Source organism: Streptomyces sp. FXJ1.172 (assembly GCF_001636945.3).
In the GTDB taxonomy this organism is placed as follows: Bacteria; Actinomycetota; Actinomycetes; order Streptomycetales; family Streptomycetaceae; genus Streptomyces.
In genome coordinates this window covers 2,418,819-2,440,587 of sequence record NZ_CP119133.2, presented here as the reverse complement: position 1 = coordinate 2,440,587, position 21,769 = coordinate 2,418,819, and the positions used below count along the sequence as shown (strand labels likewise).

Annotated in this window: 22 protein-coding genes and 1 pseudogene; 11 read left to right on the top strand and 12 right to left on the bottom strand. The window is 72.8% G+C overall.

The annotated features are described in order from the left end of the window. Positions 1-197: 197 nt before the first annotated feature. The 3 genes and pseudogenes from A6P39_RS10850 to A6P39_RS10840 all read right to left on the bottom strand — a co-directional run. Positions 198-668 (bottom strand): annotated as a pseudogene (locus tag A6P39_RS10850) (MFS transporter); the annotation flags it as partial. A 282-nt stretch (positions 669-950) separates the two neighbouring features. Next, positions 951-1,775, bottom strand: coding sequence for an alpha/beta fold hydrolase (locus tag A6P39_RS10845; protein ID WP_067044863.1), 825 nt, complete (start codon positions 1,773-1,775; stop codon positions 951-953). A 49-nt stretch (positions 1,776-1,824) separates the two neighbouring features. Further along, positions 1,825-2,283 carry a cupin domain-containing protein gene (locus tag A6P39_RS10840; protein ID WP_067044860.1) on the bottom strand — a complete coding sequence of 153 codons (459 nt, stop codon included), beginning with the start codon at positions 2,281-2,283 and terminating at the stop codon, positions 1,825-1,827. A gap of 139 nt (positions 2,284-2,422) precedes the next feature. On the opposite strand from A6P39_RS10840, the gene A6P39_RS10835 reads away from it, so the two are divergent. The 9 genes from A6P39_RS10835 to A6P39_RS10795 all read left to right on the top strand — a co-directional run bounded on the left by A6P39_RS10835 (position 2,423) and on the right by A6P39_RS10795 (position 10,037). Next, entirely contained in the window at positions 2,423-3,034 is a 612-nt protein-coding gene (locus tag A6P39_RS10835; protein WP_067044857.1) for a TetR/AcrR family transcriptional regulator, read from the top strand. Positions 3,035-3,287: 253 nt separating this feature from the next. Beyond that, the gene (locus A6P39_RS10830) at positions 3,288-3,551 is read left to right on the top strand and encodes a hypothetical protein (RefSeq protein ID WP_079133319.1); all 264 of its coding nucleotides are present in this window, start codon (positions 3,288-3,290) and stop codon (positions 3,549-3,551) included. After that, positions 3,548-3,910, top strand: a complete 363-nt coding sequence (locus A6P39_RS10825; protein WP_067044851.1) for a helix-turn-helix domain-containing protein — start codon at positions 3,548-3,550, stop codon at positions 3,908-3,910. Before A6P39_RS10830 ends, A6P39_RS10825 begins: the two co-directional genes overlap by 4 nt. A 150-nt stretch (positions 3,911-4,060) precedes the next feature. Then, positions 4,061-4,573 carry a 2-oxo-4-hydroxy-4-carboxy-5-ureidoimidazoline decarboxylase gene (gene uraD / locus A6P39_RS10820; protein ID WP_067044848.1) on the top strand — a complete coding sequence of 171 codons (513 nt, stop codon included), beginning with the start codon at positions 4,061-4,063 and terminating at the stop codon, positions 4,571-4,573. A 4-nt stretch (positions 4,574-4,577) separates the two neighbouring features. Then, positions 4,578-4,982 (top strand): hydroxyisourate hydrolase, encoded by a 405-nt coding sequence (gene uraH / locus A6P39_RS10815; protein ID WP_067044845.1) that lies wholly within the window; start codon positions 4,578-4,580, stop codon positions 4,980-4,982. Positions 4,983-4,985: 3 nt separating this feature from the next. Beyond that, positions 4,986-5,909 (top strand): factor-independent urate hydroxylase, encoded by a 924-nt coding sequence (pucL, locus tag A6P39_RS10810; protein ID WP_067044842.1) that lies wholly within the window; start codon positions 4,986-4,988, stop codon positions 5,907-5,909. A gap of 268 nt (positions 5,910-6,177) precedes the next feature. Beyond that, positions 6,178-7,563, top strand: a complete 1,386-nt coding sequence (locus A6P39_RS10805; RefSeq protein WP_275883842.1) for an 8-oxoguanine deaminase — start codon at positions 6,178-6,180, stop codon at positions 7,561-7,563. A gap of 422 nt (positions 7,564-7,985) precedes the next feature. Then, the gene (locus A6P39_RS10800; RefSeq protein ID WP_067055179.1) at positions 7,986-9,353 is read left to right on the top strand and encodes a nucleobase:cation symporter-2 family protein; all 1,368 of its coding nucleotides are present in this window, start codon (positions 7,986-7,988) and stop codon (positions 9,351-9,353) included. 63 nt (positions 9,354-9,416) lie between these two features. Continuing rightward, positions 9,417-10,037, top strand: a complete 621-nt coding sequence (locus tag A6P39_RS10795; RefSeq protein WP_067055182.1) for a TMEM175 family protein — start codon at positions 9,417-9,419, stop codon at positions 10,035-10,037. A gap of 10 nt (positions 10,038-10,047) precedes the next feature. Here the strand turns inward: A6P39_RS10795 and A6P39_RS10790 are convergent, their stop codons facing one another. Beyond that, positions 10,048-10,851, bottom strand: coding sequence for an AraC family transcriptional regulator (locus A6P39_RS10790; RefSeq protein ID WP_067055185.1), 804 nt, complete (start codon positions 10,849-10,851; stop codon positions 10,048-10,050). A gap of 95 nt (positions 10,852-10,946) precedes the next feature. Here A6P39_RS10790 and A6P39_RS10785 point away from each other — a divergent pair, with 95 nt between their 5' ends. After that, positions 10,947-11,801, top strand: a complete 855-nt coding sequence (locus A6P39_RS10785) for an NAD(P)H-binding protein (protein WP_067055322.1) — start codon at positions 10,947-10,949, stop codon at positions 11,799-11,801. Between the two features lie 121 nt (positions 11,802-11,922). On the opposite strand, the gene A6P39_RS10780 is transcribed toward A6P39_RS10785, so the two are convergent. From A6P39_RS10780 to A6P39_RS10760, 5 genes are all read right to left on the bottom strand, one after another. Further along, the gene (locus tag A6P39_RS10780) at positions 11,923-12,345 is read right to left on the bottom strand and encodes an acyl-CoA thioesterase (protein WP_067055189.1); all 423 of its coding nucleotides are present in this window, start codon (positions 12,343-12,345) and stop codon (positions 11,923-11,925) included. Positions 12,346-12,463: 118 nt separating this feature from the next. Continuing rightward, a complete protein-coding gene (locus tag A6P39_RS10775; RefSeq protein ID WP_067055192.1) occupies positions 12,464-13,102 on the bottom strand; it encodes a hypothetical protein in 639 nt (212 codons plus the stop codon). 280 nt (positions 13,103-13,382) lie between these two features. Next, on the bottom strand, positions 13,383-13,985 hold the full coding sequence (locus tag A6P39_RS10770; protein WP_067055195.1) for a histidine phosphatase family protein: 603 nt from the start codon (positions 13,983-13,985) through the stop codon (positions 13,383-13,385). 130 nt (positions 13,986-14,115) lie between these two features. Then, positions 14,116-15,933: a trypsin-like serine peptidase gene (locus A6P39_RS10765; RefSeq protein WP_234379238.1), complete on the bottom strand. Its 1,818-nt coding sequence runs from the start codon at positions 15,931-15,933 to the stop codon at positions 14,116-14,118. Between the two features lie 155 nt (positions 15,934-16,088). Then, entirely contained in the window at positions 16,089-17,297 is a 1,209-nt protein-coding gene (locus A6P39_RS10760; RefSeq protein WP_067055198.1) for a pyridoxal phosphate-dependent aminotransferase, read from the bottom strand. 81 nt (positions 17,298-17,378) lie between these two features. Here A6P39_RS10760 and A6P39_RS10755 point away from each other — a divergent pair, with 81 nt between their 5' ends. Beyond that, positions 17,379-18,017, top strand: coding sequence for a winged helix-turn-helix transcriptional regulator (locus tag A6P39_RS10755; protein WP_067055201.1), 639 nt, complete (start codon positions 17,379-17,381; stop codon positions 18,015-18,017). Between the two features lie 58 nt (positions 18,018-18,075). Here the strand turns inward: A6P39_RS10755 and A6P39_RS10750 are convergent, their stop codons facing one another. The 3 genes from A6P39_RS10750 to A6P39_RS10740 are packed head-to-tail and all read right to left on the bottom strand — an operon-like array spanning position 18,076 to position 21,719. After that, the gene (locus A6P39_RS10750; RefSeq protein WP_067055204.1) at positions 18,076-18,906 is read right to left on the bottom strand and encodes a hypothetical protein; all 831 of its coding nucleotides are present in this window, start codon (positions 18,904-18,906) and stop codon (positions 18,076-18,078) included. Next, positions 18,906-20,168 (bottom strand): VWA domain-containing protein, encoded by a 1,263-nt coding sequence (locus A6P39_RS10745; RefSeq protein WP_067055207.1) that lies wholly within the window; start codon positions 20,166-20,168, stop codon positions 18,906-18,908. Before A6P39_RS10745 ends, A6P39_RS10750 begins: the two co-directional genes overlap by 1 nt. Before the next feature lie 9 nt (positions 20,169-20,177). Continuing rightward, positions 20,178-21,719 carry an IucA/IucC family protein gene (locus A6P39_RS10740; RefSeq protein WP_067055211.1) on the bottom strand — a complete coding sequence of 514 codons (1,542 nt, stop codon included), beginning with the start codon at positions 21,717-21,719 and terminating at the stop codon, positions 20,178-20,180. Positions 21,720-21,769 lie beyond the last annotated feature (50 nt).

Sequence of the window (21,769 nt, the reverse complement as noted above, 5' to 3'; positions counted from 1 at the left end):
AAGTTCGTTTCTGCGTAATGGAAGATTGCCGTTGTGTGTCGGGGCTTGTCAAGAGGGGTCGGTCACCGTCCGCCCGAAAAGCGCCCTCTGGCGTCGGGTTGTGCGCGTGCGAAGGTGCGCCCGGGCGATCACAGCTGCTTTGCCTGGCGGCGGGCGCGCCCGCCGTCCCGCGGCCGCGGCGGTCTCCTGCGGGGCGTAAGCGAGGAGCCGGTCTGACGGCTGGTCGCGGCGACGGCGGCGGCGCCCCCGGCCTGGGCGCGCGGCATGCCGGACACCGCCGTGCAGGTGATCGGCGCGTCGACGAAGCCGGATCCGGGGCCGGACAGCGTGTACGTGCGGTGCGGCAGGCGAAGAGGAAGCCACCGGGCGCGGCGGAGGCGAGGGCCGCTGTGGCGGTGGCTGCGCTGAAGGGTGCGCTGCGGAAGGGCCGCGGTTCGACCAGCGGTTCGGCGCGCCGGTTCTCCTGCGGCACGAAGGCGGCGAGGGCGCACGCCGCGGCGATCGGGCAGGCCACGGTCGGCGGCGCGGCCGGCCCGGTCGGGTGCCTCGATGACGGCGTACGTCAGTGTGCCGAGCGGGGTGGTCAGCAGGAGTTGCCCCACCGGGTCCGCCCGTCGGGTGCGCGGCGCATGGGACTCTGGCACGTGCAGCGCGGCAAGGGCATCCGGGGCGGGACCGCCGGCCTCAGCATGGCGGCCGGGCCGGTCCTCGGCGGCGTACTGGTGGAATCGGCCGGGCGGCGACCGGGGTTCTGGCTGGACGTACCGGTCGGGCCGGCCGCGCTCGCAGAGCATGCTGCCGCCCGCCGCCTGCACCACGCGGGAGGCCACCAGCCGCGGGTCCTGCTGCGTCGAGGGCAGCGCGACGTCGAGGACAGTGACGGCGAGGCTGACCGGCAGCACGCTTGGGCGGCAGACGGCCGGGCCGGTCCTCGGTGGCGTACTGGGTTGTCAGCCGTTGGGCCGGTCGACGGCCTGCGAGGCGGCGAAGTCCCATACGACGGGGAGGAGTTGCTCAGGGGTCTCGATCTGGGGCATGTGACCGGTGCGGCGCAGGAGTTCGAACCGGGCACCGGGAACGGCGGCGGCGTACGCGCGTCCGTACGCGGTGTCGACGACCCGGTCGCTCTCGCCCCACGCGACGAGGACCTGGTGCGTGACCTTGGCCAGGCGCTCGCGCAGGGTGGGGTCGGACATCGTGTCCGGGCCCGCATAGACCTGCAGCGCGGCCCGGTCGGCGGCCGCGACCGCACGCTGCGCCTCGGAGAAGGTGCTCGGGTCCACAGCGAACTTCGCGGGGTCGTGGAAGGCCAGGGCGGACAGTTCGGCAGGTGTCAGGGTGGCGGGGTCGGCGACCGGGTGGCCGGGGACGTGGATGCCCACGGCGTTGACGAGGACGACGCCGCTGACCCGCTCGCTGTGGAGCAGGGCGATCTCGGCGGCGATCCAGCCGCCTATGGAGTTGCCGACGACGGTGACGCCGTCCAGGCCGAGTTCGTCCAGCAGCCGTACGTAGACCTCGGCGAGGGCGCGGACGCCGGTCAGCCGGTCGGGCCGGGCGGTGCCGCCGAAACCGGGGTGGACGGGAGTGATGACCCGGGCCGGCCGGCTCCCGGCGAGGAGCCCGGCGAAGCCGGCGACGGTCTGCGGGCCGCCGCCGCCGTGCAGGAGCAGGAAGGGACGGCCCTCACCCCGCTCGTCGACGGTGAGGTCGAGACCGGCGTCGCCGCGGTCGCGGGTGGGGGTGAGGGTGACGGTGCGTGTGCTGCTGGTCATGGCAGGCTCCGGATCGGTTGCTGGTGTGTGTGGTCGGCGGCCCGGGCCGTCACGCGTGGTCGGTGGCGGGAACGGTGGCGTAGCGGCTCATCGCCTGGACGGTCGCCTCGGGGGTCAGCTCCTGGCCGCCGGCGATCATGTCCCGCAGATCGCGGAAGTACTGCACGTACAGGTCGGGCGTGAAGGTGTTGAGCATGACCGCGGGCTCGTCGCCGTGGTTGGCGAAGGTGTGCGGTGCGCCGGGCGGGATCATCGCGAGCGTGCCGGCCGGCGCGACGTGCGTCGTCTCGCCGACGGTGAAGTGCACGGTGCCGGAGACGACGTAGAAGCCCTCGTCGTGCTGTGCGTGGCGGTGTTGCGGCGGCCCTTCGCTGTGCGGGGCGAGGGTGATCTCGCCGATCCCGATCCGGTGACCGGTGGTGCTGCCGTCTTCCAGGATGCGGATCTGTGCCGGTCCCAGGCGGATCGTCTCGCCGTCGTCCGGGCCGACCACGGAAGCCTGTGTCATCGCAGTCTCCTTCGTGAGAGCCAACTCTCAGGAACGAGACTAGAGGGGTCGGCCCACTTCGTGCAAGTGGACCCTCATGACGAGAGTCCACACTGATAAAGTGGCCGTGAACGGGACGGGCAGGGAAGGGGACGCACCGATGACGACGCCGATCGACACCGGCCGCAGCAACCAGAAGAGGCGCACGCGTGCCGCGATCGTCGAGGCCGCGAGCAACCTCATCGAGGCGGGCGGCGAGGTGAGCATGCCCGCGGTCGCGCGAGCGGCCATGGTCTCCGAGCCCACCGCCTACCGGTACTTCCCCGACCTCCCGTCGCTGATCAGTGAGGCCCTGGCCGGCGCCTGGCCGCCCCCCGCCGAGGCTCTCGCCCCGGTCGCGGACTCCACCGATCCCGCCGAACGAGTCGCCTTCGCCTGCGAGTTCCTGCTGCGCGGCATACTCCGGCGCCAGGGGGCGGTGCGCGCCATGATCGCGGCCACCATCGCCCGCCCCGGGGCGGCGGCCGAGCGGCCCGGTGTCCGGTTCGGGCTGATCGACCACGCGCTCGCCCCCCTCGGGGAAACGCTGGCGGCGACGGATCCGGAAGCCTTCGCCCAGCTGAAGCGGGACCTCGCCGTGGTCGTCAGCGCCGAAGCCCTCTTCACCCTCACCGACTTGTGCGGCCTCGCCCCCGACGCCGCCGTCGCGAGCGCGGTACGGACGGCGGCCACGCTGACCGAGGCCGCGGTGCGCGCGGCCCCGCAGGGGTGAGGACGTGCCGGTGCGGGCCGCCGCACAGGGAGTGCTCCGGCGGGATTCCGGTCCGCGCGCAGGGTGCCTGGGCGCTCCGGTCGGCTAGGGTCGCCTCGTGGCGGACGAAAAGGCTCCGTCGCGTGAAATCGATTGGCCTGCGGTAGATCGCGAGTGCGGCGCAGTCGGTCGCTGTGTCCTCAGTGTGCCCCGATGCGCCCCTCGGCGGGTGGTCGGGGTGAAAGTGCAGGTCAGAAGGGTGTTTGGGGGTACTGTGCGGTTGAGAGTGGAGTTCACGACCGAACCCTTCGATCTGGACGAGGCGCCCGCGCACGCCCTGGCGGCGCGCGAGGTCATCGAGACGGCCGAGCTGGACGCCGTGGACGTCGGCCCGTTCGGCAATACGGCCGAGGGCGGTGCGGACCGGGTCCTCACGGCCGTGGACGCGCTGCTGCGCCGGAGCCTGAAGGCCGGTGCCACCCGGATCTCGCTCCAGGTCAACGTGATCGACGACGGTTTCGGGCAGGGGGGCAGATGAGCGGGGAAGAGCCCTTCATCGCGGCCGTGAAGCCGCTGGTCGACGCGATGGGTGCGGAGATGGTCCCGCCCGACGAGGCCGGCCCCGAGGACGTCGTGCTCGCCTGGGAGGGCGTCGACGTCGTCGCCGTACGCCTGCCCCAGCTCGCCGACTCCCTCGACCACATCCTGGCGGCCATGGAGCGCCGGCAGGGGCGGCCGCTGGCCGATCTGGACCGCAAGGCCAAGCAGGAGCTGGTGCGGACCCTGGAGGCGCGCGGCGCGTTCGCCGTCCGGCACGGAGTGGAGACGGTGGCCGGTGCGCTCGGCGTCAGCCGCTTCACGGTCTACAACTACCTGAACCGGGAGAAGGGTATGTGATCGGCCAAGGGGCGGGCCGGCCGGACCGCCCCCGGAGCACCCTGCTTGTTACGCGGATTTTTCAACAAAGTGTTGACGTGGCGTTTCCGGGGGCGTTAGCTGTCGGCAGCCCGTTCAGCACGAAGGCCGTTTTTGGCCACGGAGGCTCCCGTGACGACGACTTCCACGCCCCCGGGCCTGGCCCGGTTCAATCACCTGGAGGAGCGCGAGGCCCTCGCCGCCCTCCACGAGGCGTGTGCCTCCACCGAGTGGGCCCGGCGCCTCACCGCCGCCCGTCCGTACGCCGCCGCGGAGGACCTCTACGCCGCCAGTGACGCCGCCATGGCCGAGCTGACGGCAGGGGATCTCGAGGAGGCGATGGCCGGACACCCGCCGATCGGGCGGCCCAGGCCCGGCGACCCCACCTCCGCGCGGGAGCAGGCCGGCATGGCCGGGGCCGCCGAGGAACTCAAGGCCGAGATGCTCGAACTCAACCTGGCCTACCAGGAGAAGTTCGGCCATGTCTTCCTCATCTGCGCCACCGGCCGCACCGGCGAGCAGATGCGCGACGCGGTCAGGGAGCGGATCGGGAACGCGCCGGAGCAGGAGCGGGAGATCGTCCGCACCGAGCTGGGCAAGATCAACCGTATCCGCCTGGCCCGACTCGTCGAAGAGGACGCCTGACACCATGAGCACCAGCACCACCGCCTCCGTGTCCACGCACATCCTGGACACCTCGATCGGCCGCCCCGCCGGGGGCGTCGCCGTCCAGCTCTCCGCCCGGTCCGGGCGTGACGCACGATGGCACACGCTCGGCGGCTCCGCGACCGACGCGGACGGGCGGTGCAAGGACCTGCCGGCCCTGCCGGAGGCAACCACACACGTACGGCTCGACTTCGCGGTCGAGCAGTACTTCTTGCAGTCCGAGAACAAGCAAGCCGATGCGCAGCAGGACGCCCCCGCGAATCGGGACAGCGGGCGCGGGGTGTTCTTCCCGGAGGTGGCGATCACGTTCGCCGTCGTACCGGGCGAGCACTACCACGTACCGCTGCTGCTCAACCCGTTCGGCTACTCCGTTTACCGAGGGAGCTAGCTAATGCCCACCATCCTGGGACAGAACCAGTACGGCAAGGCCGAGAACCGAGTCGTCAAGATCACGCGGGACGGCGCCACCCATCACATCAAGGACCTCAACGTCTCCGTCGCGCTGAGCGGCGACATGGACGAGGTCCACTACTCCGGCTCCAACGCCAACGTGCTGCCGACCGACACCACCAAGAACACGGTGTTCGCGAAGGCCAAGGAACACGGCATCGAGTCCGCCGAGCAGTTCGGCATCCACCTCGCCCGCCACTTCGTCACCTCGCAGCCGGCGATCCACCGCGCCCGGATCCGCATCGAGGAGTACGCCTGGGAGCGGATCGAGACCTCCGACGCCAACTCCAAGTTCATCGGCGCGGACGAGGTCAAGCACTCCTTCGTCCGCAAGGGCCAGGAGACGCGCGTCGCGCAGATCACCTACGACGGTGAGCAGTGGGAGGTCGTCTCCGGCCTGAAGGACCTCACGGTGATGAACTCGACCAACTCCGAGTTCTGGGGCTACGTCAAGGACAAGTACACGACCCTGCAGGAGGCGTACGACCGCATCCTGGCGACCTCGGTCTCCGGCCGCTGGCGGTTCAACTGGACCGACGACGAGCAGAAGATGCCCAACTGGGAGAAGTCCTACGAGCAGGTCAAGAAGCACATGCTCCAGGCCTTCGCCGAGACCTACTCCCTGTCCCTGCAGCAGACGCTGTACCAGATGGGTGCGCGCATCATCAACAACCGCGGCGAGATCGACGAGGTCCGCTTCTCGCTGCCGAACAAGCACCACTTCCTGGTCGACCTCGAGCCGTTCGGGCTCAAGAACGACAACGAGGTCTACTTCGCCGCCGACCGGCCCTACGGCCTGATCGAGGCGACCGTCCTCAGGGACGGCTGCGAGCCGAAGATCCCGGTCGACCTGACCAACCTCTGACGCGCACGCGTGTCCCCGCAGCCGCCCACCGGGCCGGGGACACACCACGGCTTCCCGGTGCCGGGCACAGGCCGTGCCCGGCACCGGGACCGGCGCGGGCGCGTTCGCCGCTGTCCTGCTCAACCTGTTCTTCCACCACCTCGGCACCCGGAGTGGCAGCCCCGCCCCGGCACTCAAATCCTCCTAGGGTCCTGCCGTGCCCTCCCCGCGGACACCGCCTCCCCGGCCCCCTGTTCACGGGTCCGCCACTGAAAGACAAGGAAGCACCATGGCACCATCGGCAGACCAGCGCACCGTCATCGAGAACTGTGCGATCGCGACCGTGGACGCGGGTGACACCGAGTACGCCTCGGGGTACCTGGTCCTCGCCGGCAACCGCATCGAGTCGGTCGGCGCGGGCCGGGCCCCCGAGGACCTGGAGAACGTCGTGCGCCGGATCGACGCGAGCGGCCACCTGGCCACGCCCGGTCTGGTCAACACCCACCACCACTTCTACCAGTGGATCACCCGGGGCCTGGCCACCGACCACAACCTGTTCAACTGGCTCGTCGCCCTCTACCCCACCTGGGCGCGCATCGACGAGCAGATGACGTACGCGGCCGCGCAGGGCTCCCTCGCCATGATGGCCCGCGGCGGCGTCACCACCGCCATGGACCACCACTACGTCTTCCCGCACGGCTCCGGCGACCTGTCCGGGTCGATCATCCGGGCCGCCGCCGAGATGGGCGTCCGCTTCACGCTGGCCCGCGGCTCGATGGACCGCAGCGAGAAGGACGGCGGCCTGCCGCCGGACTTCGCCGTCGAGACGCTGGAAGGTGCGCTCGCGGCGACCGAGGAGACGGTCCGGCAGCACCACGACGCCTCCTTCGACGCCATGACCCAGGTGGCCGTGGCCCCCTGCTCGCCGTTCTCCGTGTCCACGGAACTCCTGCGCCAGGGTGCCGAGCTGGCCCGCCGTCTCGGTGTCCGGCTGCACACCCACGGCTCGGAGACCGTGGAGGAGGAGAAGTTCTGCCACGAACTGTTCGGCATGGGCCCGACCGACTACTTCGAGTCCACCGGCTGGCTCGGCGAGGACGTGTGGATGGCGCACTGCGTCCACATGAACGACTCCGACATCGCCGCCTTCGCCCGTACGAAGACCGGCGTCGCGCACTGCCCGTCCTCCAACGCCCGGCTCGCCGCGGGCATCGCGCGCGTCCCGGACATGCTGGCGGCCGGCGTCCCGGTCGGCCTGGGCGTCGACGGCACGGCGTCCAACGAGTCCGGCGAACTCCACACCGAACTGCGCAACGCCCTGCTGATCAACCGCCTCGGCACCCACCGCGAGGCCGCGCTGAACGCCCGCCAGGCGCTGCGCCTCGGCACCCACGGCGGCGCCCAGGTCCTCGGCCGCGCCGGCCAGATCGGCTCGCTGGAGCCGGGCAAGCTGGCCGACGTGGTGCTGTGGAAGATGGACACCCTCGCCCACGCCTCCATCGCCGACCCGGTCACCGCGCTGGTCTTCGGCGCGGCGGCCCCCGTCTCGGCCTCCTTCGTCAACGGCCGGCAGATCGTGGAGAACGACCGCCTGCTCACCGTCGACGAGGACGCCATCGCCCGCTCCACCCGCGAAGAGGCCCAGCGCCTCGCCCGGATCGCCGCCCAGGCCTGATCCACCACAGCCGTCCGGGCGGCCGGCCGTGCCGACGGCCGGTCCACCGGACACCTTCGGCGAAGCCGCGCGCAGCGAACAGCCGAAGCCCCGCCGACCGCCCTGCACAGGCGGCCCCCGGCACACCCGGCGCCCGCCCCGTACGGGCGTTCGCCCAAAGACTCGGCAGGCCGGAACATGCGGCCGGCCTGCCGGAACAATCCGGCCGGGAGGGACGGCTCCCGGCCGGGAACCGTGGACCCGAGCGGGGTCCACGGAAGCCGTTCCGGGGCGCGTGCGCACGCACCCGCCCCGGAACGGTCACCGCTTTGCGCTCACCCCTCACCGCCCGAGCGCTTCCGTCCCGGTCCCGCACGACCACACGCACCACCTCCATGAAACCCGCGCCGAAGACGACGTGTTACCCGACCGGAGGAGCCGCCGTGGCCGCCCACCCTGTTGACGAGAAACTCCCCGCCCTCAAAATGGCGACCAGCGGCCTGCAGCACGTGGCCGCCATGTACGCGGGAGTCGTCGCACCACCCCTGATCGTCGGCGCGGCCGTTGGCCTCTCCGGCACCGACCTCACCTTCCTCACCGGAGCCTGTCTGTTCACGGCCGGCCTCGCCACCTTCCTCCAGACCCTCGGCTTCTGGAAGATCGGCGCCCGGCTGCCCTTCGTCAACGGCGTCACCTTTGCCGGTGTCGCCCCCATGACGGCCATCGTCGCCTCCGCCAAGGACAAGTCCGACGCCCTGCCGATGATCTTCGGCGCGGTGATCGTCGCCGGTCTGCTCGGCTTCCTCGCCGCCCCCTTCTTCAGCAGGGCCGTCCGCTTCTTCCCGCCCGTCGTCACCGGGTCGGTCATCACCCTGATCGGCGTCTCCCTGCTGCCCGTCGCCTTCGAGTGGGCCCAGGGCCCCGACGCCCGAGCGAGCGACTACGGCTCGACGACCAACCTCGCCCTGGCCGGCCTCACCCTGCTGATCGTCCTGGCGCTGCGCCGCTTCACCCGCGGGTTCGTCAAGCAGATCGCGGTCCTGCTCGGCCTGGTCGCGGGCACCCTCATAGCGATCCCCTTCGGCGCCACGGACTTCACCCCCGTCACCAAGGCGGCCGTGGTCGGCTTCCCGGCCCCCTTCCACTTCGGCGCCCCGACCTTCCACCTCGCGGCGATCCTGTCGATGTGTGTGGTGATGGTCGTCTCCATGACCGAGTCCACCGCCGACATGCTCGCCCTCGGCGAGATCGTCGAACGCCCCTCGGACGAGCGGACCATCGCGGCCGGACTGCGCGCCGACACCCTCGGCTCCGCCCTCAGCCCGCTGTTCAACGGCTTCATGTGCAGCGCCTTCGCGCAGAACATCGGCCTCGTGGCCATGACGAGGATCCGCAGCCGCTTCGTCGTCGCCGTGGGCGGCGGCTTCCTGGTCCTGATGGGCCTGTGTCCGGCTGCGGCCTCCCTCATCGCGGTCGTCCCCCGCCCGGTCCTCGGCGGCGCCGGCGTCGTCCTGTTCGGCTCGGTCGCCGCCAGCGGCATCCAGACCCTCGTGCGGGCCGGCCTGGAGAAGGACAACAACGTCCTGATCGTCGCCGTCTCCCTCGCCGTCGGCATCATCCCGATCACCGCGCCGGACTTCTACCACGCCTTCCCCCAGACCGCGAAGATCGTCCTCGGCTCGGGCATCTCCACCGGCTGCGTCACCGCCGTCCTGCTCAACCTGGTCTTCAACCACCTCGGCCGCGACCGCGACGCCGAGGACGTCACCCACCCGATGGAGGCAGGCCAGGAACTCACGCCCTCACCCTGAACACCCGCCCGGGGCAGGGCAGATACCGTGCCCCGGGCCGCCGCGTGCGGCAGGCTGAGAGGCATGAACGAGTCCGGCCGGGTCGAGGCCTTCAGCGACGGCGTGTTCGCCATCGCCATCACCCTGCTCATCCTGGACATCAAGGTGCCGAAGGCGGGTGAGAACGGCGGCCTGTGGCAGGCGATCGGCGCGCAATGGCCGTCCTACGCCGCCTATGTGGTGAGCTTCCTGGTCATCGGGATCATGTGGGTCAACCACCACCAGCTGTTCAGCTACGTCGCCCGGGTCGACCGGCCGCTGATGTTCCTGAACCTGCTGGTCCTGATGGTCGTGGCCGCCGTACCCTGGCCGACGGCCATGCTCGCCGAGTACCTGCGCGAGGGCACCGCCTCGCACGCGGCGGCCGCCGTCTACAGCCTCGTCATGGTCGCCATGGCGCTCACCTTCCAGGCCCTGTGGTGGCATCTCACCCGTACCGGCCACCTCTTCGACGCGCGCGTGGACACGGCGGCGGCCAGGGCGACCCGCGCCCGCTTCGCGCTGGGCTCCCTCGGCTACCCGCTGACCGTGGCCCTCGCCTTCGTCTCCGCACCCCTCACCCTGGCGGCCCACGGTCTGCTCGCCCTCTACTACGGCTTCAACCAGGTCCCGGTGCCGCTGCGCCGTGACCGTGCCACGCCGTGAGCCGGTCCGCTCAGCGGCGCGGCAGCTGCTGACAGGGTGTCAGGGCGGGCAGCCGGCCGGTGACGTACGAGCGTGGCGGGACGCCCATCAGGGCACGGAAGTCGGACGTCATGTGCGACTGGTCGAAGTAGCCGGTGGCGGCGGCGAGCTGGGACCAGGGGGCGTGCCCGGCCCGGGTGACGACCGTGCGGACACGGTCGATGCGGGCGTAGTGCTTGGGCGAGACCCCGACGCCCTCGGTGAACAGATTGCGCAACTGCCGTTCGCTGACGGCCAGTTCGCGAGCCACCTCGCGCACCTGCGCGGGGCTGTGGTCCGGCCGGACCGACAGCGCGTCGACGCCCGCGCGCAGCAGTGCCGTACGGGCCGGGTCCACGGCGGCCGACAGCAGACCGGGGAGCGTCCCGGCGAGGTACGGCACCGCCTCCTCGGGGTCCAGCCGGCGCAACCGGGCCGCGAGGAGGCGGGGCAGCGCGCCCGGCAGCTCCTCCAACGCCACGAGCCGTCCGACCAGTTCGGCGGCCGGCACCCCGAGCAGGGGGCGGGTCATTCCCGGGGCGAGGTGCAGCTCGACACAGCGGAGGTGGGCCTTGCCCGCGTGGTACGAGGCCCGCACCCGCGGCCCGGAGGCGAGCACATCGCGCCGCCCGTCCGCCCCCACCCGCAGCACCACCTTGGTGACCGCGGCGGGCAGCCGCACGAAGGGCTCCTCGGCGGGCTCGGCGAGGGACACGGACAGCGTGCGCACCCCGGCGATCCAGGGGCGCAGCACCTCGGGCGTGGTCAGGGCCTGCTCGGCGACGGTGTTCGGCATCACTCCACGGTAAGCCGCCGGCACCGTCGGCGGGCGGGCGAACCGTGCCGGAATTTCCAAGAGACCCCGGCCGCCTCGCGCCCATCGTGGACCGCATGATTCTGGTGACGGGTGCCACGGGCACCACCGGCAGCGAAGTGGTACGACAGCTCGCGGCGCGCGGCGAGAAGGTCCGCGCCCTGACCCGCGACCCGGCCAGGGCCCAGGTGCCCGCCGGGGTGGAGACGGTCCGCGGGGACTACGCCGATCCCGGCTCCCTGGCGGCCGCGATGGCGGGCGTGACGGCCGCGTACCTGGTGTGCCCGCCCGGTCCCGGCGCCGCCCACGACACGGCGCTGGTCGCGGCGGCCCAGGCGGCGGGCGTACGGCGGCTGGTGAAGCTGTCGGCCATCGGCAGCGACGATCCCGCGACGGGTCCGACCGTCGCCTGGCACGGGGAGGGGGAGCGGCTGGTCCGGCACAGCGGTGCCGAGTGGACGGTCCTGCGGCCGTCGTCGTTCGCCTCGAACACGCTTGCCTGGGCGCAGGCGGTGCGCCGGGGCGAGCCGGTGCCGAACATGACCGCCGACGGGGCGTCGGGCGTGATCGACCCGCGCGACATCGCCGAAGTGGCGGTGCGGGCCCTGCTCGGAGCCGGGCACGCGGGGCGGACGTACACGCTGACCGGGCCGGCGGCGATCAGCACCCCCGACCAGGTCGCCGTCCTCGCCGAGGTGCTCGGCCGCCCGCTCACCGTCCGGAACCTGACGCAGGAGGAGACCCGCGACTTCCTCCGCAGCGCCTACGGCATCGGCGAGGCCGGGGTGGAGGGCGTCCTGACCGGGATCGCCTACCTCCGCGACGGCCGCAACACGACGGTCACCGAGGACGTGCGGGAGGCGCTGGGCCGGCCCGCCCGCTCGTACCGTCAGTGGGCCGAGGACCACAAGGAGGCCTTCGGCGCCGGCTGAACGGGCCTGAACAAGGGGGAAGCCGGCGTGCTCCGCACCGCGCGGCCCGGTGAACCGCCCGCCGTCTGCGTGGTGTTGAGCAGCCCCGACGCCGGCCGACGCGTGGCCGCACGGCGGGTGCCTACAGGCCGAACAGGTCCGGATCGGCGCCCAGTTCCTTGAACGTCGCACCCGGGTCGGCGACCAGTCTGCGCTCCCCGAGATCCAGCAGGCCGCCGACCGCGGTGATCTCGGCCGCCACCGTGCCGTCCGCCCTGCGCACTTCCTGGACGATCCGGAAGGTCTTGCCCTCTCCCCACTCGAACGCGCAGGTCACATCGACCTCGTCGCCGGCCAGCAGCTCCCGCCGGTAGCGGATGGTCGTCTCCAGCGCCACCGGCCCCACGCCCCGCGCCACCAGCTCGGCCTGGCTGATCCCGGCGGCCTTCAGCAGCGACCAGCGGGCATGCTCCGCGTAGTTGAGGTACACCGCCTGGTTGAGATGGCCCTGCACATCGGTCTCGTAGCCGCGGACGGTCACGCGCACGGAAAACGGCTCGCTCACGGTCTCCCCTTGTTCGTGTACTGCTTCTACGACGTGTCCGGGTACGCCGTCCACGACTTCTGCGGCTCGTGCCGCTTCTCGTGTACGACGCACTCACCCTCCGATCCTGGCACGCCGCTCACACCCGGCGTGGCGAGGCCAGCAGATACCGCGTCCTCGTGCGCGGCTCGGTGTACTCGCCCGCCTGCCAGCCCGCCCGCTCCAGCGTGGCCGCGCAGGCCGCCAGGGCCCGGGCGTCCGGCGCGTACACGGCCACCGCCTCAGGCTGCGGGGTCGCCCGCACCCGGTAGCCGCCCGTGTCCCCGCCCGCGGGACGGTGCCCGGCCGCCTCCAGGGCGAGCGCCGCGGCCCGTACCAGATGCGCCCGCTCCCAGCCGCACGGCCGGTCCACGGCGCTGTCCGGGTTGGTCATCCGGCGCAGCTCCAGCAGCCCCTGCCAGGCACTGTGCACCTCCCGCCGCCGGGCCGGGCCGGCCACGAGCGGCTCCGCCTCGCCGCCGGCCCGCGCCGCGAACACCCCCGCGCCGGGCGCCCGTTCCGGGGCCGCCTGCGCCTGCGCCTGAGGCTCCGGCGCCGGCTCCCGTACCCGGTGCCCGGCCGGGGTCAGGAAGTGGTCGTGCGGCGGCCGCGGATGCCGGAACGCCAGCCCCTGCTTCACCAGCGCCGCGAGCTGCGCCGGCGTGGCGCTGAGCCGCCCGGTGACCGGATCGGCCCCCTCGATCACCCGCCGCTGCGCGGCACTGGGCGGTCGCGTCACAGCCGTACTCCCTCCGTACTCCCCCCGCACCGCTTCCGCACTCCTTCGGTGCTGTTCGCAGCGTACGGCGACGGTCCGACAACGGGTTCCGGGCAGCCGGGGGAGGTACGGCCCGCTAGTGCCCCGGCAGGCAACGTTCGCCCCGTCGCGACGCCCGGCACGCCCTCTCGCCGCACCGCCCGGAAGCCCAAGTACGTCCAGTACGAGGGCATCCGGCCGGCACGCCGAGAGCACGCACCGGACGCCGCTCCTTGACGGGCAAACGTTGCCTGCCGGGGCACTAGTCCTGCCGCGGCCGGATGTTCCACCCCGCCACCACCGGCCGCGCGTGCTCCGTGCCGAGGCGGCACAGGGCGCCCGTCGCCAGCTGGAAGAGGGCGCCCTGCTGGGGCGGCAGACCCAGGCGGCGGGCGGTGAGGACGCGCAGGAAGTGGCCGTGGGCGATCAGGACGACCGCGCCCTCGGTGTCGCCGAGGGCGGCGTCGGCCTTGGCCAGCATCCGGTCGGCGCGCTCGCCGACCTGCTCCGGGGTCTCGCCCGGGTGTTCCGGCGGCCCCGGCGCGACCCCGTCCGTGAACAGGAACCAGCCGGGCCGGCTCCGCTGGATCTCCTCGGTGGTCACGCCCTCGTAGCCGCCGTAGTCCCACTCGCACAGGTCGGAGTCGACGCGGGCGCCGTGGATCCCGATGAGTTCGGCGGTCTCCCGGGCCCGCTGGAGCGGGCTGACGAAGGCCGCCCCGATCCGGTGCGAGCGCAGCAGCGGCACCAGCCGGCGTGCCTCCTGCCGGCCGTGCTCGGTCAGGGGTACGTCGGTCCAGCCGGTGTGCCGTCCGGAGCGCGACCACTCGGTCTCACCGTGCCGGACGAGGTACAGGTCACCCACGTCCCCACCGTGGCACACGGGGCCCGCCGCCCGCAGGACGGACTGGGCCGGACGGCCTTCCCCCCGGATCGCCCGCGCGGTCGGGTCCGGCGCGCCGGTGCCGGGCCGGGACAGGGGGCCGTCGCCTCGCTCAGGTACCCGGCAGGACCAGCGTGTTCTCGGTGCCGAGGGCCTTGGCGCCGGTCTCGGCGTACAGCGAGGTCTCACCGTCGGACCAGCGCACGACCAGATCGTTGCCGGTGTGGTCGGCGGTGAAGTCGCCGGCGCTCATGACCTGGGCGTGCTGCCAGGTGCCGTTCGGGCCGACCAGCCGGGAGCGGGTGCCGAGCCCGGCGGCCGAGATGCCGGAGTAGCTGTCGAGCGAGCCGTCGGACCAGCGCACGAGCAGGTCCGCGCCGCCCGCGCCCTGGAAGGCGCCGCCGCTCAGCAGCGCGGCCTTGGTCCAGGTGCCGTTCGCCCCGACGAGGCGCTTGCCGGTGCCGAAGGAGCCGGAGCGGATCCCGGTGTACAGGACCAGGCTGCCGTCGGACCGGCACGCCAGCAGGTCGGTGGCGCCCTTGGCACCGTGGAACTGCCCGGCGGTGAGCTGTACGACGTTCTTCCAGTCGGAGTTGGGCTTGGCCATCTGCACCTCGCGGCCCACCCCGGTGGCGCCGACGGCCGGGTACAGGGTGACCTCGCCGTCGGACCAGCGCACCAGCAGGCCCGGCTGGGTGCCGCCGAAGGTCCCGCCGGTGATGCTCCGGGCGTGCTGCCAGGTGGAGTTGGCCGCCAGCAGCCGCTGCTCGGCCCCGAACCCGCCCTGGCCGTCCCCGGGATACAGCGTGACCCCGCCGTCGGACCAGACGACGAGCAGATCGCCGAGGTGGTCGCCGGTGTAGTCGGCCGAGGCCATCAGCGTGGCGTTCTTCCAGCGGGCCGCGCCACCGGGCAACTGCAGGCCCTGGTACACCGGCAGGCCGGCGGGCGGGTCCTGGCCGGCCACCGCGTCGGCGAGGAGGTTCGCGGCGTCGGCGCCGAACGCCGGTGCGTAGCTGAGGTAGTCGACGTTCGCGTCGTTGCCGCCGCCGTTGTAGCCGCCGAGGTTGCCTATGACATGGCCGGTGAGGGCGCCGTCCTGGTAGTCGGTGATCCAGGGGCTGCCGGACGTGCCGCCGAAGTAGCCGCCGCAGGTCATGGACATCTGCCGGTAGCCGGGGAGCTGGGCCGTCGGCACGGTGCACTTGACGGCCTGTCCCGTGCTGTTGTGCTGGTAGGAGGGGTAACCGACGACGGTGACGTTCTGCTGCGTGTAGCCGCCGGGGCGGGTGAAGGTCAGTCCGCCGCCCACCGCGTCCTGAAGGCTCTGGCCCTTCTGGTTGGCCGAGACCCGGGCGAACGCGGTGTCCAGGTCGGAGGAGGGACCCTTGGTGGTCGACGAGCCCTTGTCGGGCGTGTAGCGGGGGTCGGTGTAGACGTGCTGGACGTGGAAGATGCCGTACGGCTGCTGGTCGGGGCCCGCGCCCTGCACGAACTGAGGGACGAAGACGTAGTCGCCCTTCATGTTCAGCGCGCAGTGCGCCGCAGTGAGGACGACGCTGCGTACGGAGGTGTCGATGACGCTGCCGGTGCAGTGCCAGGTGGTGCCGCCCGGCCCGTCGGACCCGAAGAACGTCCCGACCAGCGGCGTCCCCTTGAACAGGGTGCCCTGCGGCCGTCCGGCCGCCGCGACCCCCGGCCCCGTCGTGCCGGGTGCCCTGCGCTCCCCGTCCAGCGGCCCCGCGGCCGCCATGCGCTCGGCGGTCCAGAACCGGGCGGCCTGCCGGGCCTCCTGGCCGGCGGAAGGCCCCGGCGAGACGGCCGCCTGGGCCTGTGCGGCCGGGATCCCACCGCCGAGGGCGGCGCCGCACACCGCGGCGACGGTCACCTGGCGTATGCGTGCCGAGGACGGTTTTCTGTACGAGAACAACGCTGCTCCCCCTGGTCTGCCGGAACCGGACCAGGGGGAGCTGTGGTGCGGCGCTGGTCGAGCGCGCACCCAGAGCCTGCGGTGCCGCCCCGCGCGGAGGTCCCCCCGGTCATGCGGGGTGATCTTCGCACAAGCACGCGAACGAGTGAAACGGGCTATTGCCGGTACCCGCCCAGGAACCGCCCGATCCGCCCGATCGCCGCCTCCAGGTCCTCCGCGTGCGGCAGGGTGAGGATGCGGAAGTGGTCGGGGGAGGGCCAGTTGAAGCCCGTGCCCTGGACCACCTGGATCTTCTCGCGCAGCAGCAGGTCGAGGACGAACCTCTCGTCGTCGTGGATCGGGTGCACCTTGGGGTCGATGCGCGGGAACGCGTACAGCGCGCCCTTGGGTTTCACGCACGTGACGCCCGGGATCTCGTTCAGCTTCTCCCAGGCCGTGTTGCGCTGCTCGTACAACCGGCCGCCGGGCAGGGTCAGTTCGCGGATGGACTGGCGGCCGCCGAGCGCGGCCTGGATGGCGTACTGCGCGGGTGCGTTGGCGCACAGCCGCATGGACGCCAGCATCGTCAGGCCCTCCAGGTAGTCCTTCGCGTGCTGCCGCGGGCCGGTCACGACCAGCCAGCCGGAGCGGAAGCCCGCCACCCGGTAGGTCTTCGACAGACCGCAGAAGGTGAGGACCACCAGGTCGGGGGCGAGGGAGGCGGCCGAGTGGTGCACGGCGTCGTCGTACAGGATCTGGTCGTAGATCTCGTCGGCGAACACCATCAGGCCGTGCCGGCGGGCGAGGTCGAGGATGCCCTCGACCACCTCCTTCGGATACACCGCGCCCGTGGGGTTGTTGGGGTTGATGATGACCACGGCCTTCGTGCGGTCCGTGATCTTCGAGGCCATGTCGGCCAGGTCCGGGTTCCAGTCGGCCTGTTCGTCGCACAGGTAGTGCACCGCCTTGCCGCCGGCCAGGGTCGTCACGGCCGTCCACAGCGGGAAGTCCGGGGCGGGGATGAGGACTTCGTCGCCGTCCTCGACCAGCGCGGTCACGGCCATGGAGACCAGTTCCGAGACGCCGTTGCCGAGGAAGACGTCGTCCACGCCGACGTCGAGGCCCAGGTTCTGGTAGCGCTGGGCGACCGCGCGGCGGGCGGAGAGGATGCCGCGCGAGTCGGTGTATCCGTGCGCCTGCGGCAGCATCCGGATCATGTCCTGGAGGATCTCCTCCGGCGCCTCGAAGCCGAAGGCCGCGGGGTTGCCGGTGTTCAGGCGCAGCACGCTGTGCCCCGCCTCCTCCAGGGCGTTGGCGTGCTCGATCACCGGGCCGCGGATCTCGTAACAGACCTCGCTGAGCTTGTTCGACTGCCGGAACTCCATGCGCCCCTCCGGAAACTTGTGTTGCTTGGTTTTACCAAGTAGGCGCTTGGAAAGTCCAACAACTTGTCTAGACTGCGTCGCATGTCACCTCGCCGAAGCTACGACCAGTACTGTTCCGCAGCCCGCGCCCTCGACCTCGTCGGCGACCGCTGGACCCTGCTGATCGTCCGGGAGCTGCTGGCCGGCCCCCGCCGCTACACGGACCTGCACGCGGACCTGCCCGGCGTGAGCACGGACGTACTCGCCTCACGGCTGAAGGACATGGAGCAGGCCGGCCTCGCCACCCGCCGCCGGCTGTCCCCGCCCGGCGCGGCCTTCGTGTACGAACTCACCGGACGCGGACGGGAGTTGCTGCCCGTCCTCCAGGCCCTGAGTGCGTGGGGCGCACCCGAGCTGGGTGAACGCCGTCCGACGGACGCGGTGCGCGCCCACTGGTTCGCCCTGCCGCTGCTGCGGTCCCTGCGGGAGGCGGGGGCGGGGGAGGCTCTGGTCGAAGTCCGCCTGGAGGAGGGCGAGTTCCATCTGCGGGTCGGTGCGCAGCAGGGGCCGGTGCACGGCGAGGGACCCGCGCCCGGCGAGGCCGACGCGCGCCTCGTGATGGACGCCGGGACCTGCGAGGCCCTGGCCCGCGGGGAGGTGAGCCTGGCGGACGCCGTGCGGGCCGGGCGGGTGACGGTGACAGGGGAGGGCACGCTCGCGAAGGCGCTGCAGGAGGCGTGAGAAGGCGAAGGCCCGCCGGGGCGGCGGGCCTTCAAGGACAACTGCGGGGCCGGACGGCTCAGACGCCCGGCGGCACCCGGGACGGCCGCCCCGACCCCCGCGTCAGCGCGTACCCGCCGATGCCGGCGAGGGCCGCGAGCACACCGCCGATCGCGGTCCACACCCAGCGGTCGGACCACCAGCCGGAGGACCAGCCGTCGTCGGACCCGAAGCTGGACAGCACCGCCTTCTTCGCGCCGCCCTCGCCCTCGTCGTTCCCCCCGGCCTTGACGGCGATCCCGGGGACGAGCGGCTTGGCCAGCGAGCCGTCCACGGCCGCCGCGCCGCCGATGTCCTTGGAGTCGGCGCGCACTTCGGCGCTCACCGGCAGGCCGAGGTCGGAGGCGCCCAGGTCGACCACCGTCAGGCGGATGTAGTAGGTGCCGGGCAGCGGATCGTCGGCCCACGGCTCCGACCAGCCGCGCACCGTGCGCAGCACACAGGCCAGCTCGACCTGCGAGGCGTCCGGCGCCGCCGTGCGGGTGTTGGCGCCGTACTGGCAGGCCTGCCGGCGCCGCAGCCCGTCGTACACATCGAGCTGCCAGGTCTGCGACCCGTGCGTCTGCGGGAGCTTCACGCTCGCCTTGACGGTCGGCCGCTCACCGATGTCGGCCGGGAAGGACCAGTACAGGTAGTCACCGGTCGAGCCGGAGGCGGTGGCCGCCTGGCCCTGCTTGATCTCCGCCGCGGTACGGAAGGAGGTGCCCGCCTGGGCGGGAGCCGAGCCGTCGGACGACGCACTCCCGGAGGGACTGGGCGTGGGGCCCGGGGCGGAGGAGTCCGCGAGGGCCGGTCCGGCGGCCAGGCCCAGGGCCAGCAGTGCGGCGCTCAGCGCACGTGTGACACGCATCAGTTCGTCCTCCAGACCGCGACCCGCCACCGTGACAGCCAGCCCCACAGCAGACCGGCCAGGAACCCGGTCAGCACGAGCGCGCCCAGCAGCCACCAGCCGCGCCCGAGGCCGAAGGCGGCCACGTCGTGGTGCCCGGACGGCCCGTCCACGACGTCGACCGTCAGCTCGAGCGGCAGGCCGGGCGTGCTCTTGACACCGGCGGCGGCCGAGAAGGAGTGGCTGACCTGGAGACAGACGGTCTCCGCGGGCGCGTTGTCGTCGTCGCTCTTCGGTCTCGGGTAGCGCAGCCCGGTGGAGACGGCATCCGTACGGCCGGTGCCGGCGGCCTCGCCGCGCACGATCTCGCGGCCGTGGACGGTCACCGCCCGCAGCAGCACCCCGTAGTCGGGGTTCACGGCGCGGTCGTCGGCCACGCTCACCGAGGCGCGCAGCTCCTTGCCGGGACCGACGTCGACCTTGTACCAGCGCTGCTGCCCGAACGCGGCACGGTCCGTGTACAGCCCGGACTTGAGCAGCGGCGCGCTCTCGCACCGGTCGGCGCCCTCGGCGGCCACCGGTGTCACCACCGGGTCGGCGGCCCGGTGGACCAACTGCCCGACGCGGCTGGTCAGTTCCTGCTTGTGCCGTACGTCGGTGTAGGTGCCGCCGGTCGCGTCGGCGATGCAGCTGAGCTGGTCGCGGGTCTTGGCGTCCGGCACCAGGCCCAGGGTGTCGATGGTCATTCCGACGCCCTTGGCGGCTATCTCGCGCGCCACCTCGCAGGGGTCGAGCGGCGGGCAGGTGTCCTCGCCGTCGGTGATCAGGACGATACGGCGCGTTCCGGTGCCGCCGCTGAGGTCGTCCGCCGCCTTCAGCAGCGCGGGCCCGATCGGCGTCCAGCCGGTCGGCTGGAGCGTGGCCACCGCGGTCTTCGCGTCGGTCCGGTTCAGCGTCCCGACCGGGTAGAGCTGCGCGGTGTCCTTGCAGCCCTCCTTGCGGTCGTTGCCGGGGTAGTTGGCGCCCAGCGTACGGATGCCGAGCTGGACGTCCTGCGGGGTGGCGTCGAGGACCTCGTCGAAGGCCTGCTTGGCCGCGGCCATCCGGGAGCCGCCGTCGATGTCCCGCGTGCGCATGGAACCGCTGACGTCCAGCACGAGTTCGACCTTGGGCGCGGCCGCCTGTGTCCCGTCGGCGGCAGCCCCGCCGGGGAACGCGATCCCGGCCGCCAGGGCGGCGAGCAGAGCACAGACGCCCGCCGCCAGCCGTTGTCTTCTGATCATCGCCGGATCCTATTGATCAGAGCCGCCGGGCTCCAAAACGAGCGGGTTCGGCAGCGCCGTCCACTGGTCGCCGGGGGTCCGCGGGGACAGCCGCATCAGGGTCAACGCCTTGGCCGGCAGCGGAGCTCGGGTCAGTGCGAGCAGGTCGGGGGTGCGCGGGAGATGGGGTACGGCGGCGCTCAGGGCCGCCGCGAGCAGGGCCGCGGAGCCTGCCGTGGCGGCCAGCGCGCCCGCCACCAGGGAGCCGAACAGCTTGCGGCGCAGGGCGGTTTCGTCGTCGGTGACCAGACGGCCGGTGAGCGGCGGCGGGGTGAGGCCGTTGCGGGTCAGGCGGGCGGGGCTGATGCGGATGTCGGCCAGGTCGCGGTAGACCAGGCGCCGGGGCCGGCCGTCGGCCGAGAGGATCACCAGCAGGTTCTGGCCGTGCGCCTCCAGGGCCACGCCGAGGTCGAGCAGGCCGAGGCCCACCGTGAGCGTCAGGCGGGCGAACTCGGCCAGCCAGCCGGGGGATTCGGGCAGGCCGGTACCGGGCAGCGCGGCCACCGGCAGGACCCGCTCGTCCGGGCCCGCGTACACCTCGGGCGGCTCCCGCAGCAGCGCCGCCAGGCCGGGCGAGTCCGCCGTGACCGCGCCCAGCGTCCGGGTGATGTGGAGCAGGCCGCCGGTGCGCGCCGCCAGGTGTCCGGCGAGGTCGCCGAGCGGTGCGGCGGAGCGGATCGAGTACGCCGAGATGTCCCGCACCGAGGAGGTCAGCCGGGCGCTCAGCGCGGTCTTCACATGCGGTCCGCCGTCCAGCGCGAGGGTGCGCAGGGAGAGCAGGGGACGAGCCGGCCGCCAGGGGGCATGCGGGCGGGTGAGGACGTGCGCGCTCTGCCAGGGGTGCACGGGAATCAGCAGCCGCCCGCCGTCCCGGAGTTCGTCCGGCCACTCGCCGCTCACGAGGCACTCCCGCGCGGGCACCGGCACCGTCCCCAGCTCCACCACCGGCCGGTGCTCCGGGCCGTACGCCAGCTGCTCCGCCACCGAGAACCCGGGCCGCGAACGGCAGCCCGGGTGGTACGGATGCCCGTCGGTCACCCGCTGCTCCCACTCCCACTCCTGCCCCCGGCCGTCGGCCGGGGACACCTCAACCGGCCACTCCTTCGGGTGATCCGCGTCGGCCCGCGACAGCGCCAACGAGGCGGTGCTGTGCGCGAGTTCGGCCACGAAGGCATCGGCGTGCGGCACCCCGAGCGCGGACATCAGGACGGCCGGATCGGCATGGCGGTCCCGGCCGAGGCGGACGGAGGTGACGTAGGCGCTCGTGGCGTACGGGTCCGCGTGCGGGCCGTGCAGCGTGCGGCCGTCGGCGAGCCTGAGGGCCAGGCTGTGCGCCCCGCGCACCCGGCCGGTGATCCACGGCAGCGGCTCATGGGCCAGCGCCCGCCACAGCCGGGTCAGCACGGCGGCGCGGGCACCGGGCAGCTCCTGCGCGTACCGGGACAGCAGGGCGGGCCGGACGGCGGCCAGCTCCCGTGCGATCTCGGCCTCGGCGGCGGGGGGACGGTGCACGGTCGGCTCCTCGGGTACGCGGGGGCACGGGGCCCGGACTCGGGGCACGA